The 16,838-nt window shown below is 74.0% G+C and carries 10 protein-coding genes; 8 read left to right on the forward strand and 2 right to left on the reverse strand.

Going from position 1 to position 16,838, the window contains the following annotated elements; genetic code table 11:
* The first annotated feature begins 290 nt into the window (after positions 1–290).
* The 8 genes from snpA to ACZ69I_RS07145 all read left to right on the forward strand — a co-directional run bounded on the left by snpA (position 291) and on the right by ACZ69I_RS07145 (position 12,160).
* The gene (gene snpA, locus ACZ69I_RS07110; RefSeq protein ID WP_467672467.1) at positions 291–971 is read left to right on the forward strand and encodes a snapalysin; all 681 of its coding nucleotides are present in this window, start codon (positions 291–293) and stop codon (positions 969–971) included.
* An 87-nt stretch (positions 972–1,058) separates the two neighbouring features.
* The gene (locus ACZ69I_RS07115) at positions 1,059–3,008 is read left to right on the forward strand and encodes a transglycosylase domain-containing protein (RefSeq protein WP_470830841.1); all 1,950 of its coding nucleotides are present in this window, start codon (positions 1,059–1,061) and stop codon (positions 3,006–3,008) included.
* 59 nt (positions 3,009–3,067) lie between these two features.
* On the forward strand, positions 3,068–3,982 hold the full coding sequence (locus tag ACZ69I_RS07120; protein ID WP_470830842.1) for a MerR family transcriptional regulator: 915 nt from the start codon (positions 3,068–3,070) through the stop codon (positions 3,980–3,982).
* A gap of 133 nt (positions 3,983–4,115) precedes the next feature.
* Complete coding sequence (locus ACZ69I_RS07125) at positions 4,116–5,867, forward strand: trypsin-like peptidase domain-containing protein (RefSeq protein ID WP_470830843.1); 1,752 nt, start codon at positions 4,116–4,118, stop codon at positions 5,865–5,867.
* Positions 5,864–8,353: a tetratricopeptide repeat protein gene (locus tag ACZ69I_RS07130; protein WP_470830844.1), complete on the forward strand. Its 2,490-nt coding sequence runs from the start codon at positions 5,864–5,866 to the stop codon at positions 8,351–8,353. The genes ACZ69I_RS07125 and ACZ69I_RS07130 overlap by 4 nt, the downstream gene beginning before the upstream one ends.
* Complete coding sequence (locus tag ACZ69I_RS07135; protein WP_470830845.1) at positions 8,302–9,720, forward strand: VWA domain-containing protein; 1,419 nt, start codon at positions 8,302–8,304, stop codon at positions 9,718–9,720. The genes ACZ69I_RS07130 and ACZ69I_RS07135 overlap by 52 nt, the downstream gene beginning before the upstream one ends.
* Positions 9,717–10,883 carry a hypothetical protein gene (locus tag ACZ69I_RS07140; protein ID WP_470830846.1) on the forward strand — a complete coding sequence of 389 codons (1,167 nt, stop codon included), beginning with the start codon at positions 9,717–9,719 and terminating at the stop codon, positions 10,881–10,883. The genes ACZ69I_RS07135 and ACZ69I_RS07140 overlap by 4 nt, the downstream gene beginning before the upstream one ends.
* Complete coding sequence (locus ACZ69I_RS07145; protein ID WP_470830847.1) at positions 10,880–12,160, forward strand: extracellular solute-binding protein; 1,281 nt, start codon at positions 10,880–10,882, stop codon at positions 12,158–12,160. Before ACZ69I_RS07140 ends, ACZ69I_RS07145 begins: the two co-directional genes overlap by 4 nt.
* 9 nt (positions 12,161–12,169) lie before the next feature.
* On the opposite strand, the gene ACZ69I_RS07150 is transcribed toward ACZ69I_RS07145, so the two are convergent.
* Both ACZ69I_RS07150 and ACZ69I_RS07155 read right to left on the reverse strand, forming a co-directional pair.
* Complete coding sequence (locus ACZ69I_RS07150) at positions 12,170–14,020, reverse strand: MFS transporter (protein ID WP_470830848.1); 1,851 nt, start codon at positions 14,018–14,020, stop codon at positions 12,170–12,172.
* 188 nt (positions 14,021–14,208) lie between these two features.
* Positions 14,209–16,536 (reverse strand): D-alanyl-D-alanine carboxypeptidase family protein, encoded by a 2,328-nt coding sequence (locus ACZ69I_RS07155; protein ID WP_470830849.1) that lies wholly within the window; start codon positions 16,534–16,536, stop codon positions 14,209–14,211.
* Positions 16,537–16,838: the final 302 nt, after the last annotated feature.

Genomic DNA, 16,838 nt, shown 5'->3' on the forward strand with positions numbered 1-16,838 from the left:
CCGTCCGGTAATAGCGCACCGGCGCCTCGATCTCGGGCCCGTCCGGTTCCGTGCCCGGTCCGGCGAGGGGGGCCAAAACCGCAAATACCGTCCCCCCAACGACAGTTGATGTCATCGGGCTATCACGAAATGGCATCGGTACGAACACGCCCCGCCTTCCCGATACTCGTCCCGACCGGAGGCCGCACCCGCAGGCCCCCTGTCCCGGGACCCCGGGCACCCCGCGTACCGGCCCGTCCCGGCCACCCCCACGGCCCGTCCGCGGGCCATCCCGGAAGGGACACACCCCCATGAACAGATCCAGGACCAGCCTCGCCGCCGCCCTCGGCGCGGCCGCGCTCGTGGCCTCGCTGGCCGCCGCCCCCACGGCGTTCGCGGCACCGGCACCGGCGCCGGAGTCCGTGCAGCCCGCCGCCGCGACCAGCACGTCGTCGTACACGGGCGGCGACCAGGCCGCCAACCGGGAGTTCTTCGCCGCCGTCATGAAGTCGGCGCTGAAGAAGCAGGCGGCGCAGCCCGGCATCCAGGTGGTCACGGTCCGGTACAGCACGACCCGGGCCCCCAGCTTCCGCAGCCAGATAGCGCAGAGCACCCAGATCTGGAACTCCTCGGTCTCCAACGTGAAGCTGCAGGAGAGCAGTTCGGGCGCCGACTTCTCGTACCGCGAGGGCAATGACTCCCGGGGCTCGTACGCCTCCACGGACGGGCGCGGCCACGGGTACATCTTCCTGGACTACCGGCAGAACCAGCAGTACAACTCCACGCGCGTGACGGCCCACGAGACGGGGCACGTGCTCGGTCTGCCCGACCACTACTCGGGCCCGTGCAGCGAGCTGATGTCCGGTGGCGGACCCGGCACGTCCTGCACCAACGCGTACCCCAACGCGCAGGAGCGCGCGCGGGTCAACAGCCTCTGGGCCGCCGGTGTCGCCGTACTCAAGGACCAGGGCGAGCTGACGAAGGTCCGCTGATCCCGCGGCCTCCCCGCGGGCGGGCTGTTACGTACCGCTAACGGCCCCGGGGCCAACCCGGCCGCGTCCGGCGCGCTCTCCTCCGGCATGGGGACACATGCTCAGGAGAAGAAGTCGCGCCGGCGCGGCCGACGGCGGCTCGTGGACTACCCGCGCACCGGCCGGAGCGGCATCCGCCGCTGGCTCCCGTCGTGGCGCCTGCTCCTCGGCACGGCGGGGCTCTTCGGCACCGCCGTCGCCGTGCTCTTCGTCTGCGTGTACGTCAGCGTGGACATCCCGGACGAGAACGAGGCGGCCCGCCGCGAGGCCAACGTCTACTACTGGTCCGACGGCACCCAGATGGTCAGCACCGGCGAGGTCAACCGGCAGAACGTGGAGCTCGACCAGATCGCACCGTCCGCCGTGAACGCGGTGATCGCCGCCGAGAACGAGACGTTCTACGAGGACTCCGGGGTCTCCCCCAAGGGTCTGGCCCGCGCCGCGGTCAACATGGTCCGGGGGCAGGAGACGCAGGGTGGTTCCACCATCACGCAGCAGTACGTGAAGAACACCTACCTCTCGCAGGACCAGACGGTCACGCGGAAGGTCAAGGAGTTCGTCATCGCGCTGAAGCTGGACCGCAAGAAGAGCAAGGACGAGATCCTCAAGGGGTACCTCAACACCAGCTGGTTCGGGCGCGGCGCCAACGGCATCGAGGCCGCCGCCCACGCCTACTACGGCATCCCCGCGAAGAAGCTGAACCCCAGCCAGGGCGCGCTGCTCGCCGCCATGCTCAAGGGCGCCGACCTGTACGACCCGGCGGTCGGCGCCGCCAACCACGAGCGGGCGCGGGAGCGCTGGGCGTGGATCCTGGACCGGCAGGTCGGGGCCGGTCTGATGACGAAGAAGGAGCGGGCGAAGTACCGGACCTTCCCCGAACCGCGCAAACGGTCGCGCTCCACCAGCCTCGGCGGCCAGACCGGCTACCTCGTCGACGTCGCCAACCGGTACCTCAAGCAGCGCACCGGCCTCGCCGACCGGGACCTCGCCCGCGGCGGCTACGAGATCCACACCACCTTCGACAAGGGCAAGGTGCGCGCCCTGGAGCGCGCCGTGCGCCGCGTCCTGGCCCGCGACACCGACCCGGACGAGCGCCCGGCCGACCGGCACGTGCAGGTCGGTGCCGCGTCCGTGCGGCCCTCCGACGGAGCGCTCGTGGCGCTGTACGGCGGGCCCGACGCCACCGCGCACTTCACCAACAACGCCGACACCTCCGGCGTCCCCGTGGGCTCGGCCTTCAAGCCGTTCGTGCTGGCCGCGGCCCTGCAGCACGGGACGGCCGTACGGGAAACCCCGGTCACCGAGGCCGGGCTCGCCCGCGCGCCCGACCCGGGGCCGGGCAACCTGGCCGACAGCTATTACGCGGCCGACGGCACCCTGCGCCCGGCCACCGGCGACACCGGCGCCGACCACCCCACGCTCCGGCGGGCCCTGGCCTTCGGCGGCAACGCGACGTACGTACGCCTCGGCGAGGACGTCGGCCGGGACGAGGTCCGCCGCACGGCCATCGACGCCGGGCTGCTGCGGCAGAGCATGGCCCGCCTGGAACCGGCCTTCTCCATCGGCACGTCGACGCCCAGCGCGATCCGGATGGCCACCGCGTACGGGACCTTCGCGGCCGACGGGATCCGGCACGACCCCTACGCGGTGACCAAGGCCCTCAGGGACGGAGAGAGCCTGCCGGGCCTGACCCCGCCCTCGGCGAGCCGCGCCCTCGACCCGCAGGTGGCCCGGCAGGTCACCGACGCCCTGCGCGAGGTCGGCAAGGACCTGGGCACGGACGTGTCGGCGGGCCGCACCGGCGACCAGGACCGCCTCAAGTCGGCCTGGTTCACCGGCTTCACGAAGAACCTGTCGACGGCGGTCACCCTGTTCCGCCTCGGCCCCGACGACCCGCAGCTGCTCCCCCTGTCCGGGGTCGGCGGCAAGAAGTCCCGGCGCGGGAACGTGCTGCCGCCCCGGATCTGGCAGGAGTACATGGCGGGCTCCCGGAGCTGAGCGTTGACCTTGCCCCTGGGGCAGACCGCACCTTCTGCGTCATCGGGCCGACCGGCCCGATGACGGAGGATGACCTGGTGAACGTGGAACCACGACGGTCGGCGCGGTCCGGCGACGGCCTGCTGTCCATCGGCGAGTTCGCCGCCCGCGCGCGGCTCTCCCCGAAGGCCCTGCGGCTGTACGACCGGCTCGGGCTGCTCGCGCCCGCCCACGTCGACGAGGTCAGCGGGTACCGCTCCTACCGGCCCGGCCAGATCGAGCGCGCCCGCACGGTCGCGCTGCTGCGCCGCCTCGACATGCCGCTCGCGGCCATCGCCGAGGTCGTGGAACTGGACGGGGAGCGGGCGGCGCGCGTGCTCGACGGCTACTGGGCCGGGGTCGAGGAGCGCTTCGCCGAGCAGCGGACGCTCGCGCGGTACCTCCGTGGACGACTGTCGGGAAGGAATGCCGAGTTGTACGCGACGTTCGAAGTGCGGACCGTGGACGTACCGGAGATGTACGTCATCAGCGAGACCAGGCACGTGCGCGGCGGCGAACTGCCCGCCTGGATCGGCGCCTCGGCCGACCGCCTGGAGCGGGCCGCCGAGGAGTGCGGGGGCGTCGCCGCCCCGCCCTTCGTCGTCTACCACGCCGAGGTGACCGAGGAGAGCGACGGACCCGCCGAGTCCTGCGTGCCGGTCGTGGACGTGCGGGCCGCCCGCGCGTGGGCGGCGCGGCAGGGCCGGGCGTCGGACGTCCGGGTGCGGGTGGAGCCCGCGCACCGGCTCGCCTACACCCGGATCACCAAGGCGCAGGTCTCCTATCCGCAGATCATCGCGGCGTTCGACGCGGTGGAGGCGTGGGTCGCCGGGCAGGGGCTCGCCCTGGCCGGGCCGTGCCGTGAGGTGTACTTCGCGGACTGGGCGCGGACCGGGCCCGATGACCAGGTGTGCGATGTGGCGTTCCCGGTCGCGCAGGTGTTCCCGGGCGGGTAGCCCCGCGTACTCCCTCCGCGTGCAGCCGAGGCGCCTTTGGCCTCCCCCGCACCTATTCTGAGGAAACATGGAGGGGGATGCGGAAGCTGCGGACGGGGGCGTCAACTCTCCGATGGATCATTCGAGTTGGCGTGTGCGGTTGCGACGGTGGGCGGCCTCGGGGAGCGGCGACGTCCTGGGCGCCGGAGTGCTGTTCGGCACCGACCGGGTCCTCACCTGCGCCCATGTGATCCGCGACCCGGCGACGGGCCGCCGCCCGGACCGCGTACAGGTCGAGTTCCCGCTGCTCCAGGGCCTGGAGCGGACCCCGCACCGCACCGCGACCGTGGAGGCCGGTCACTGGGTGCCCGCCTTCGGCAAGGCGCAGGGCGACCTCGCGGTGCTCGTCCTCGACGGCCCCGCGCCCCTGCCCTCGCCGGTCACCCTGCACCGCACGCTCGACTACCGGGGGGCCACGGTCCTCATAGACGGCTTCCCGGCGCACCGCTCGGGCGGCCAGTGGCTCACCGGCGCGTGCCGGGGGCCCGGCGGCGAGGGCGACGAGCGGGTGCAGATCGACCTCACCGGGGCGGGTGCGGAGGCGGGTCCGGCGCCGCGCCTGCGGGGCGGGTTCAGCGGGGCGGGCGTACGGGAGGAGGGCACGGACCGGCTCCTCGGCATCCTGGCGCAGGCCGACGAGCGGGGCGAGCGCGGCTACATGATCCCGGCGGCCACCGTCGCCAAGTACTTCCGGCGCTTCGCCGAGCGGTACGTGACCGGGCCGCACGCCATCCCCGGCCACCGCGTCGTCTCGGCGGACGCGGCCCGCACGGCCCGCCCGCACGGCCTGCAGCGCACCGTCACCCGCTGGCTGAACGCCGAGGCGGACGCGTGGGACACCGAGGTGCTCTTCATCGCCGAGGACGACGACCGGGCGCGGCAGGCCCTCTACGTCGTCCTCAACATGGCCGACCGCGAACGCTCGCCCCAACTTCCGGTGCGCCCGGTGGAGTTGGCGGAGCGCGGCGACTCGCTGCTGTCCCGCGCCGGCATCGCGCCGCGGGTCGGCAGCATCGCCCTCGCCCTCGACCTGGAGGGCGCCGCGCTCGACGACCCCGACCGGCCGGAGCTGCGCGAGGCCCTCGCCGTCCTGCGGCACGAACTGCGCCACGCGGGGCGCGGAGACACCGCTCCCCGGCGGCGTCCCGCCGTCGCCGTCCTGCACACGGACCGCTCCGCCACCGATCCGGCCACCGCCGCCCGCGTACTCGGTGAACTGGCCGACGCGGGGGCGCGTCTGCTGCTCGTGGTGCGGTCGAGCTCCCATGGATTCACCTACGCCCTCGCGGAGCGGCTGCTGCCCGCCGAGCGCGCCGCGCAGTGGCTGCAGCGGATCGGCACCCGCGTCGACGAACTCGCCGACACCGAACGCACTGCCCGGCGCCTCTTCCACCGCGTGGAGCCGCACGTCGTCGACCCGCCGGTCGCCACCGCGTACGCGGCGCGGGCCGCGCTGTGGACGGTGCAGCTCAGCAACGAACTGCGGCCGTCGGCCGGGCGGGGCGGGCCGCGCCTCCTGGAGAAGCTCTCGTACGCCGAACAGGCCGTGGAGACCTATCTGCTGCGGGCCGAGCGCGCCGAGAGCGGGCTGCGCGGGGTGCTCGACGAGCACCTGCGGCTGCGCGGGCTGCTCCGGGACCATCTGGCCCGGCTCGCCCGGCGCGGCCTCGCCGAGCACCCCGACGCGGTCGGCCCCTACCGCGAGGCGCAGCGGCTCCTGATGGCGGGCCCCTGCCCGCTGGCCGACGCCGACCGGGCGGTCGCGGCGTTCACGCGGGTGGTGCGGCGCCTGGCGGACGGGGCGCCGGAAGCGGACCTGGACGCGGAGAAGGGCGGTGAGGCGTGACGCCCGTCAAGTCCTGTCCGCATCCGGGCTGTTCGGGCACCGTCACGCCCACCGGCTACTGCCTGGCCAGCGGCGAGCGCGTCGATCCGCGGACCGGGCTGCACTCCGCCGTGGACCGCCCGGCGAGCGACACCGGCCCGGCGGCCGGAACCGGCTCCGGCGACCGCTCCGGCGCCCAGGAGCCCGACGGCCGGGAGCCCGGCGCCCAGGACTCCGGCCCCCTCCAGTCCGACCCCCTGGACCAGGAGTCCTCCCAGCACTGGATCGTCGAACCGGGCTTCACCACCGGGCCCCCGCCGCGCCCCGCCCGCGTCGACCTGCCGCCCGAACACCCCGACCCCACCGTCCTGCCCGAGATCACCCTCCTGGACCGCGCGGACAGCGGCGGCCCCGCGCCGGACGCCCCGGGCGGCCTTCCGCTGCCGCCCGGCACCCTGCTCGCGGGCCAGTACCGCCTGGTGCGGCCGCTCGGGTACGGCGGGATGGGCGAGGTCTGCCTCGCCCACGACACGAAGGTCGACGACCGCGCCGTCGCCGTGAAGATGCTGCACGCGGAGCTCGCCACGGACTCGTACCGCCTCCTGGAGGGCGAACGCAAAGAGCTGGTCGAGCTCAACCACGACGGGTTCATCCGGGTGTTCAACTACGGGCACCACTCCGGCGTCGGGGACTTCCTCGTCCTGCAGTACGTCGACGGGCTCAACCTCGAAGAGGTCAGGGACCGCGCGCACGCCCACCCCGAGGAGTTCGGCCGCGAGCGCTTCCTGGAGTTCGTGCTCGCGTACGGCGTGCGGATCCTGGCCGCGCTCGCGCATCTGCACGCCCCCGAGCGCGGCAAGGTGTACGGCGACCTCAAGCCGCCGAACGTGATGCACGACGGCTCCACCACCAAGCTCGTCGACGTGGGCAGCGTGCGCCGCGCGGGCGCGCCCGGCCTCACCACCGCCCCCTTCCGCGCGCCCAGCGTCGGCGCCCGCGGCGAATCCGCCCCGCAGGACGACCTGTTCAGCCTCGGCGAGACGCTGCGCACCCTGTGCGGCATCGGCGCGACCCGGCACGACCTGGCGGACCTGGCGGCGCTCGCCCCGCTCGACGACGCCGTCGCGGACCACCGCGGGCTCGGCCTGGTCTCCCTCGCCCGGGTCCTGCGCCGTGCCACCCGCACCGGTCGCGCGGGCCGGTTCGCCACGGCCAGGGAGATGGACGAGCAGCTGCGCGGCGTCTTCCGCGAACTGCGCTCGCTGCGGACCGGGGCGGAGACGTTCGAACCCTCGCCGCTCTTCCTGCAGTCCGCGCACGCCCTGGACGGCGGGCTCGGCGCGGCCCCCGAGGTGTCGCGCTGGGCGGCCTCCCCGCTGTCGCCGCCCCGCTACCCCGCCCCCGATCCGCCCGAGGTGGCCCGGCGCCTGCCGGTGCCGCGCCCCGACCCCGACGACGACCACCACGGCGAGCTCAGCAGGCTCAGCGACGACGACCCCGAGGCGCTGCTCCAGCACACCGGCGACTGGCGGGACTCCCCCGAGGTGCACCTGCTGCGGTGCAGACTGCGGCTGCGGACGGCGCCGCGCACCGACCGCGGACCGCTCACCGGCGCCGAGACCGCGCTCGCGCTGGCCGAGGACGCCATAGGCCCCGCCCACGCCCCGTACGACTGGCGGCTCGACTGGCACCGGGGCCTGCTCGCGCTGGCCCGCTCGCGGGTGGCGGAGGCCCGCGGCCACTTCGACCGGGTCTACGCCGCGATCCCGGGCGAGTACGCGCCCAAGCTGGCGCTCGGCTACTGCGCGGAGCGGCTCGACCGGCGGCACGAGGCCCTGACGTTCTACGAGGCGGTGCGGCTGCGCAACCCCTCGCTGGGCAGCGCCGCGTTCGGTGCCGTGCGGGCACGGCTCGCCCTGGGCGGACCCGACGCCCTCACGGCCGCCATCGCCGCCCTCGACGCGGTGCCCCAGCACTCCCGGCACCGCACCGCGGCCCGTACGGCGGCGGTGCGCATCCGCGTCGACCACGCCAGGGACGCGGCCGGGCTCGGCGCGGCGGTGCGGGCGCTGGCGCAGCTCTTCTCGGCGCACGGCCTGACCGACGAACAGTCCCGCGTACGGATGAAGGCGGAGGTGTGGGGCGCGGCGCACCGCCTGCTCGCCGCGGGCGGAAGTGGCGAGGGCGGGGGCGGCGACGAGGGGGGTGGGCTGACGGCCGCCGAGCTGCGGGCCGTCGCCGCGCACGCCGACCCGCTGCTCGAATTCCCGGCGGACGAACGGGGGTTGCGCACCGACCTCGCCGGTTTCTACCGGGGCCTCGCCCACCAGGCGGCCCGCGACGCCCCGGCCGCGGCCGACGACACCGGCACCCCGCTCGCCGAGCTCCTCCTGGACCGCGCCTACGCGGTACGCCCCTTCGGACTCCGGCACTCCCGACTCGGCAAGGACACCCCATGGCTGGGCAGGAAACTCAGGAACCGGCCGCCTCGGTCGCCCTCGAAGTGAGCCAGGTCGTCGAGCTGCCCCGCCCCCGCTCGCCGGGCGCGGCGGAGACGGCCCGGATGTACGCCGTCCTCACGGTCACCGTGCGCCGACCCGGCGCGGCGCCCGCGCCACCCGGGCCCACCGCGCGCCCGCGGCTCGCCGAGGTCCTGCTCATCGACCACTCCTCGTCGATGGTGATGCCGCCGAGCCGGCTCGCGGCCGCCCGCGCCGCCGCCGTCAGCGCGCTGGCCCGCATCCCCGACGGCTCGCTGTTCGCCCTGGTCGCCGGGGGCGACAGGACCGCCATGATCTATCCGATGCGGCCCGGCCTCGCCGTCGCGCACGCCGAGTCGCGGGCCGCCGCGCAGGCCGCCCTGCACGACTGCACGCCGGGCGGCGGCACCGCGATGGGCACCTGGCTGGAGCGCGCCAGACACCTCTTCCACGACCTGCCCGCCCCCGGCGCGGGCGGTTACGTACGCCACGCGCTGCTGCTCACCGACGGCAAGAACGAACCCGGTTACGAGACGCGCGCCGAGCTGCGCGAGCGCGTCGAACGGTGCGCGGGCGCCTTCGCCTGCGACGTCGTCGGCATCGGGGACGCCTGGGAGACCGAGGAACTCCTGCTGATCGGCACCGCGTTGGGCGGCCGCACCCGCGCCGTCGCCGACCTGACCCGGCTGCCGGACGAGCTGGCGGCGCTCACCGGGCAGGCCGCCGACCGCGACGTCACCGGCCTGCGGCTGCGCCTCCACCACCGCGCGGGGGTGCGCCCGTACTCCTTCGAGCAGGTCCATCCGACGCGGGCCGCGCTCAGCCCCGACCACGTCGACCTGTCCGGCGCGGCCACGGGCGCGGGCGGACCCGTCGAGGAGTACGGCCTCGGGCCGTGCGGCGAGGAGACCCGCGCCTATCTGCTCTGCGTCGGCGCGCCGTACGATCCGGCGCAGCTCGGCAAGGAGCTCCTGCTCACCGACGTCGAGCTCGACACGGACGGCCCGGCAGGTCTTGAACTCCCGGCGCCACAGCCCGTGTTGATGCGCTGGACCGACGACGCCGACCTCTACAGCCGCCTCGACCCGCAGGTCGCCCACTACCGGCACGAGGAGGAGCTGCACCGCACCTTCGAGGAGGCCTGCGCGGAGCTGAAGCACGGCAGGCGCCCGGCCGCCGAGACGCTGCTCGGCACGGCCTGGCGGCTCGCCGCCGAAGCGGGCGACACCGCCATGCAGGAGCATCTGCGACGCCTCGTGCGCGTCCGCGACTCCGCCCGGGGAACGGTCGAACTCCGCGACCGGATCGCCAGGTTCGACGTGGAGGCGGCCCGTATCCAGTCGAGCACGACCGTCCTGCCCGGCACCTTCCCGCCCTCCGGCGGCACCCCATGACGGCCCGCCGCCGCACCGCCCGGCTGATCGCCTCCGGCGTACTGCGCGGGCTGCTGCGGCACGTCCGGCCCGCGCCGCTCGCCGAACGGCCGCACAACCGCGCCTACTTGCGCGAGCGGCTCGTCGCCCTGCCCCTGCTCACCGTCGTCGCGGCCGCCTCGTTCGGCTGGGCGTACGCCGGAATCCGCGACGACTCGGCGGCCCTGCGCGACAGCTTCACGCCCGCGCTCGTCGGCCTCGCCGAGGCCGAGACGTCCCTGCGCATCGCCGACCGCGAGGCCGAGCAGAGCCTGGCCGCCGGGGAGGCGGTCCAGCTCAGCGGCCTGAGCAAGCGGTACAGCACCCGCACCACGCGCGCCGTGCAGCGCCTCAACCAGGTGGCCCGCAGCGGCGCCCTGACCACCGCCGAGCGCCAGGAGCTCGACGTGGTCTCCGGGCTCGTCGTCGACTACGGCACGTGGATCGCGTTCGCGCAGAACAACGTCGCCGACCCGGCGCTGCGCGGCGCCGGGCTCTCGTACGCCCGCAGCATGCTCTGCTCGGCCCCCGCGACCGCCGGGCGGGCCGACCCGGACGGCTACCCGAGGTGCCGCCCAGGCACCGGTTCCGACGCGACCGCCGTCGTCGACCGCATCGCCACCCTGGAGAACCACCTGCGCGACCGGCTCGCGGACCGCGCGGCGCTCGGCGCCCCGGTGATCGCCGCGGCCGTGCTCGCCGCGCTCGCCCTCGCCCTGCTCGCGTTCGGCCTGTGGCGCACCCAGCTCTTCCTCCACCACCGCCTGCACCTGTACGTCAGCGTCCCGCTCCTGGTGGCCGCGGTGCCGCTGCTCGCCGTGCCCTTCCTGACCGCCGACGCCGTCCTCGCCCACCGCGCACAGCAGCGGGTGGTGGCCACCGCGGGCGACCTGGCCGACCGGACGTCGCCGGTGATCGAGTCGGCCGCCGACGACCATCCCTTCGGCCGCCGGGACCCGCTGCTCATCGCCTCCCTCGACGCCCGCGCGCGCGACGACCTGGCGGCGGGCCGCCTCGCCGCACTGGACGGGGCCGCGCCGATGGTGACGCCCGTCGGCCTCGCCTGCGCCGTCCTCACGGGCGTGACGCTCCACGCCTACCGCCGCGAGTACGTCCTCATCTCCCGCCCGGGAGCGGCCCCGTGAACCGGCCGCGCCACACCGTCCTGCGGGCCTTCCTCGCCGCCTGTCTGCTGGCCGTCACCGGCGCCTGCGGCGGCGCGCGGCCCGAGACGCTCGTCGTCCTCGGCCCCTGGACGGGCCCCGAGGGCGAGGCCTTCGAGGCGATGCTGCACCGCCTGGACGACGGCACCGGCAAGACGTACACCTACCAGGGCACCCGCTCCCTGCGCGAGACGCTCGGCGCGCAGCTGGAGGCGGGCGACCCGCCGGACGTGGCGATCCTCAACAGCATCGGCGAACTCACCGAGTACGCCCGCGCGGGCCGCCTCACCCCGCTCGGCCGCGCCGCCACCGCCCGCGCCTACCCGCCCTGGACCCCGCCCCTCTCCGTGGACGGCATGCGGCGCACCTACTGGGTGCCGCTGAAGGTCGACCTCAAGAGCCTGGTGTGGAGCAGGAAGGGGCGGTCGGCCGCGGCGCCCGCGTGGTGCGTGGGCCTCGCCTCGCAGGCCACCTCCGGCTGGCCCGGCACCGACTGGGTGGAGGACATCCTGCTCCACCAGGCGGGCCCGACCGCCTACACGGAGTGGGCCACCGGACACCTCAGCTGGCACGACCCGCGCGTCCGCAGGGCCTGGACGACCTGGGCGAGGCTCCTCGGCGACCGCTCCAAGGCGTCGGTCGACCAGTCACTGACCACGTCGTACGAGGGGACGCCCGACCCGGCGAAGGGCGGCGGCCCGCGCGGCCTCCTCGACTCCCTGACGCCCCGCTGCACGCACGAGCACCAGAGCGCCTTCATCCGCTACCTGTACGCGGACGAGCGGGTCCGCGTCGATCCGGCCGCGGGCTTCCTCGGCGGCCGTTCCGCCCACGACGGCGCCTACGAGGTGGCGGGCGACATGGCCGCGGTCTTCACCCGCGATCCGAGCGCGCGCGCCCTCGTCGACCGTCTTTCGGGCCGGCGGGCCCGCACGCTCTGGCGGGCCGAGGCGAGGGCGGAGCTGCGGCCGCTCTTTCCCGACGCGACCGATCCCCAGCCCACCGATCCCACCGGCCGGCGCATCGCCGGGATACTCACCACCGGCGCGCGGACGCTGTGCTTCGACGCCTCGGACGTGATGCCGCCGGGCCTGCGCGACGCGTTCCACCGGGCCGTCCTGCAGTACTTCAGGGACCCGTCCGACGGCCGGCTCGAAGAGCTCCTCGACCAGCTCGACACGGTGCGCGCGGCGGCCGCCGCGGACGCGGGCCCCGGGCACCTGCCCACGTCCGGGATCTGCGCGCCGCCGGGCGGCTGACGGCCCTCGTCAGCGGCGCATCTCCTCCGGGCAGGGCGTGCCGCGGGGCAGCTGGTAGGGCGAGCCGAGCCGGTAGGTGCCCGCCTTCGGCGCGAGCAGCTCGACCCACTCGTCGCCGTTGTGGTCCTCCTCGGCTTCGAGCAGACAGCCGTTGACGTTGGCGTACTCCCTGGGCTGCCGGTCGTCGCGCTCGCGCTGCCGCTTGGACGCCTCGGTCTCCCGGGGCCGCTCGACGCCCTTGCCCTTGGCGTCGACGACGCTCAGCCACGGCGAGTACGGGATGCGGATCAGGACGCGGCCCGGCTCCTTCACGCGCAGGGTCATCTCGCCCTGCTCGGCGCGCTCCACGACGGCGTGCGGTCCCGCGAGGGCGATCGGGTCGGTGACCTCGTACAGCTTCCAGTTGGAGTCGACCCACACCTGCTTCAGGTACGGCAGGCCGTCCGAGATGAGCTGCGTCTCGCGCTTGCCGCCGTCGCCGTCGGGCTCGCCCTTGGGGACCGCCACGTAGTGCACGGCCCAGCGCTGCAGCCACTCGTGGTAGTTCGCGGAGTTGAGGGTGTCGTCGTAGAAGAGCGGGTTGCGCTCCATGTCGGCCTGCCGGTTCCAGCCACGGGCGAGCTGTACGTACGCGGGGAGCGCGGACGCCTCGCGGTGGCTGCGGGCCGGCACCACCTCGACGCGGCCCTTGGCGGCGCCCCGCTCCTTCAGCTCGTGCACCAGCGGCGCGACCTCACGCGTCCAGGAGGCGTCCGACGAGGTGTGCACGATGTCGTCGACGGCCTTGTAGCCGATCCACCCGGTGAAGCCCGCGAACGCCACCACGATCACGTACCACTTGCGGGACTTCGGCACGGTGTAGGGCAGCGCGGCGAGCAGCGCGACGCCCGCGAAGGACATCGCGAGGCGCGAGATGTTGGAGCCGATCTGCGAGTTGATCAGCCAGACGCCGAGCACGAACGCCGCGTACACGGCCGTCGTGATCCGTACGGTCTTCCACTCCCGCGGCACGGCGAAGTAGACGAGCCCGGCGAAGAGCAGCGGCAGCGACGCCGAGCCGAACGACATCGGCTGGGTGCCGGAGAACGGGAAGAGCCACGCGGAGAGACCGACGACGATGGCGGGCGCGATGCCCAGCGCGTAGGCCCCGGGGTAGCGCTTGCTGAGGAACAGCGCGACGGCGACGAGCCCGACGAAGAGCCCGGCCACCGGGCTGCCCATCGTCGCGAGCGCCGCGAACGGCGCCGCGACCAGCGCCTTCGCCCACCGCTTGTAGCGCCAGCGGTGGGGCCAGCAGAAGACGGCGGCGACGGCCATGAGCGCGAACATCTGCCCGAGGCCGTACGTCACGCGCCCCGACACCGCGTTGCACAGCAGGGCGAAGACGCCCGCGACGGTGGGCCAGAGGAGCCGCCGCACCGCACGGCTGCGCATCAGGATCAGCGTGAGCAGCGAGGCGGATACGGTCCCCGCGATCATCATCGTGGTCCGCACGCCGAGCACGGACATCAGGTACGGCGAGATGACGCTGTACGACACGGGGTGCATGCCGCCGTACCAGCCGAGGTTGTACGCGGAGGCGGGGTGCCGTCCCACGAACTCGGCCCAGGCGTCCTGCGCCGCGAGGTCGCCCCCGCTGTTGGCGAAGACGAAGAACCAGACGACGTGCAGGACGGCGGCGACCGCCGTCGTGATCGTCACCGGGTGACGGAGGAAGCGCCGCGACCGCGAGGGGGCGGGCCCGTCCTCGGATCCGCGGCGCTGGCCCGGCAGCTGTATTCGCGTACCGCTGCGGCGGCCCTCGCCCGTGTCAGGCGCGGCGGCGTCGTGATCGGCGCGCGTCGGCTCCGCTGTGGCCACTGGAGGTTCTCCCCGTGTCGTCCGTGTTTCCGGAGTACCCCGGGTCCGTGCCGACGAGAGTTCGTCCCGGAACACTCGTTTTCCGCCCCGGCGTACTACCCCCCGAGTTTGTGACGCTAGCACGCGGGCACGGGAGGATACCCGGGGTGGGGCATCCTCCCGTGGCGGTCCGACGGGTTCTCGCCGGGTCAGCCGACGCGGGTCAGCTTGGCGCCGAGGCCCGGCTCGGCCAGGTCCTTCTGGAGCGCGACCGGCACCTCGACGGCGTCGCCCTTGCCCTTGCCGTCGCCCACGTGCAGCACGCCGACCTCGGTGCCCGCCTTCGCCGAGTGCGGGACGGTCTTGCCCTTCTCCTCGTCGAGCATCAGCTTGACGGTCAGACCGGACCAGCCCACCGCGGAGACGTCCTTGGTGGCGACGACCGGGGTCGTGCCGCCCAGGCCGTCGTCGACCTGGCCGACGACGGCGCCCTTCTTCACGATGGTCTTGGCGGTCAGCGCGTCCTGTCCGGCCTCGATGAGCTTGCGGGTGACGCCGGTGACCTCGTCGATGTTGGCGACGCCGTTCCTGCCGTACTGGCCGAGGGCGGCGCCGATGATCGTCTGCTTCTTGCCGTCGACCAGCTTCTCCGCCGCGAAGAGGATGTTGCCGCCCGCCGCGGTGGTCGTGCCGGTCTTGATGCCGATCGCGACGGTCGGGACGAGCCCGAAGAAGTTGTTCTGCTTGTCGCCGTTGAGGTCCTTGTAGCTGGGCTGGCGGGAGATCTCGTTGAAGACCGGGTTCTCCATCGCGGCACGGCCGAGCTTCACGAGGTCCTCGGCGGTGGAGACGGTCGTCTTGTCGAGGCCGCTGGGGTCCGTGTAGTGGGTGTTCTTCATGCCCAGCTCCTTGGCGGTCTTGTTCATCTTCTCGACGAACGCGTCCTCGGAGCCGCTCTTGGTGTCCCAGCGGGCGAGCAGCTTGGCGATGTTGTTCGCGGACGGCAGCATGACCGCCTGCAGCGCCTCGTACTCGGTGATCTTCTGGCCCTCGGTGACCTTGACGACGGACTCGTTCTCCGCCTTGCCGGTCTCGTAGTGCTTCTGCGCGGCGGCGTCGACCGGGATCTTCGGGCCGTTGTCGCCGCCCTTCTTCAGCGGGTGGTCGCGCAGGATCAGGTAGACCGTCATGACCTTGGCGATGCTGGCGATCGGCACGGGCTTCTGGTCACCCGCCGTACCGAACGTGCCGATGCCGTTGACGTCCATCGCGGCCTGGCCCTGACCCGGCCACGGCAGGGACGGCTTGCCGCCCTCGAAGGAGACGGTCTCGCGCGCGGTGAGCTGCAGCGTGGGCGTCGGCAGCGGTCGTACGGCCTGTACGACTGCAAAGACGACGATCATGAGCAGGACCAGCGGCGTCCAGATCTTGACCCGGCGCACGGCGGTGCGGGTCCGCGTCTCGGGCGGCGGCGGGGTGTTGGTCAGCTCGGCGAGCAGGTCGATCGGCGGCTTGGGCGGCAGCGGCTGCTGGGTGGTCCGCTCCACGGGCGGGGGCGCCTGGGGAGTGGCCGGGGCGGGCTTGGACGCGGCGGCCGCGGCGGCGCCCTCGGGGCCGGGCTTCGGGTCCGCCTTCGGGGTGGCGGTCTTCGCCTCCGGCTTCGGGGGCGTCTTGGAGCCCGTCGTGGGCGCCGTCTTCGGGGCCGTCCTGGCGGACGGCTCGTCGAGGGGCTTCAGCGCGACGAACTTGCTGGTCCGCTCGGCCTCCGTCTCGGACTTCCCGGTGTCCTTCGCGGTGCCCTTCCCGGTGCCCTTCGCGTCTTTGCGGTCGCCCAGCTTGAGCATGGTGGTGGGCTGGTCGACGTCCTTGCCGGGCTTCTTCGGGGTCGCCTCGGCGGCCTCCTCCGAGGACGGCATCTTGAAGACCGCGGTGGCCTGGTCCACGCCGGTGGACTTGGGGGCGTCGCCCTTGGCCGGGGGCTCTTCGCTCTCGGCCGGTGCGCTTTCGCCCTTGGTCGGTGCGGCGTCCTTCTTGACCGGAGCGTCGTCCTTCTCGGCCGGAGCGACACCCTTCTTGACCGGAGCGTCTTTGCTCTTTGCCGGAGCGTCGTCGGCCGCGGCGGCCGGGGTGACCGGGCCGTCTTCGCTCTTTGCGGGAGCGTCGTCGTCCCCGGCGGCCGGGGCGACGTCACCCTTCGCCGGGGCGTCGCCCTCCGCAGAAGCGTCACTGCCGGCCGAGGGCTCGTCCCCGGCCGGTTCGTCGCCCTCGGGCGTCTCCTCGGACGTCTCCCCGGGCGTCTCCTCGTCCGAGGTCGCGACCCACGCCGCCACCGCGTCCCGCAGCCGCGCGTCGCCGTTCGCCTGTCCCTCGGGGGCAGCCTCGTCCGCCGCGTCGTCCTGCGCCGCGTCCTTCCCCGCACCCTCCGCGCCGTCCTCGGAACCGGACCGGTCGGAACCGGCCCCCTTCCCTGCGACGTCCTTCGTCGAGAAGACCGCGGTCGCGTTGTCCTCCCGAACCTCCGGCGTCTCGCGGGTCATCGCGAGACGCGGGTCTCGTTCCTCCGGCGCCGGCTCAGAAGAATCCGCCGCAGTCGGGTTCCCCGACGACTTCCGCTGCTTCGACCTGTCGGGGGTCTCGCCCGCCACCGATGCCTCCTCGTACGCCATGCCGTATGCCGATGCTGAATGCTGACCGTGTGCTGACCGTGCGCAAAATCGGGTCGGACCCCCCTGTCCGAACCGTGTACCAGTGTCCTGTGTGAGGGCTTAACCCCCGTGGTAGACGAGAACGACATACCTACTGGTTCCCGTACATCCCGCCCACGCGCTCTCGACAGACC

The organism is Streptomyces sp. NPDC036815 (assembly GCF_055609205.1).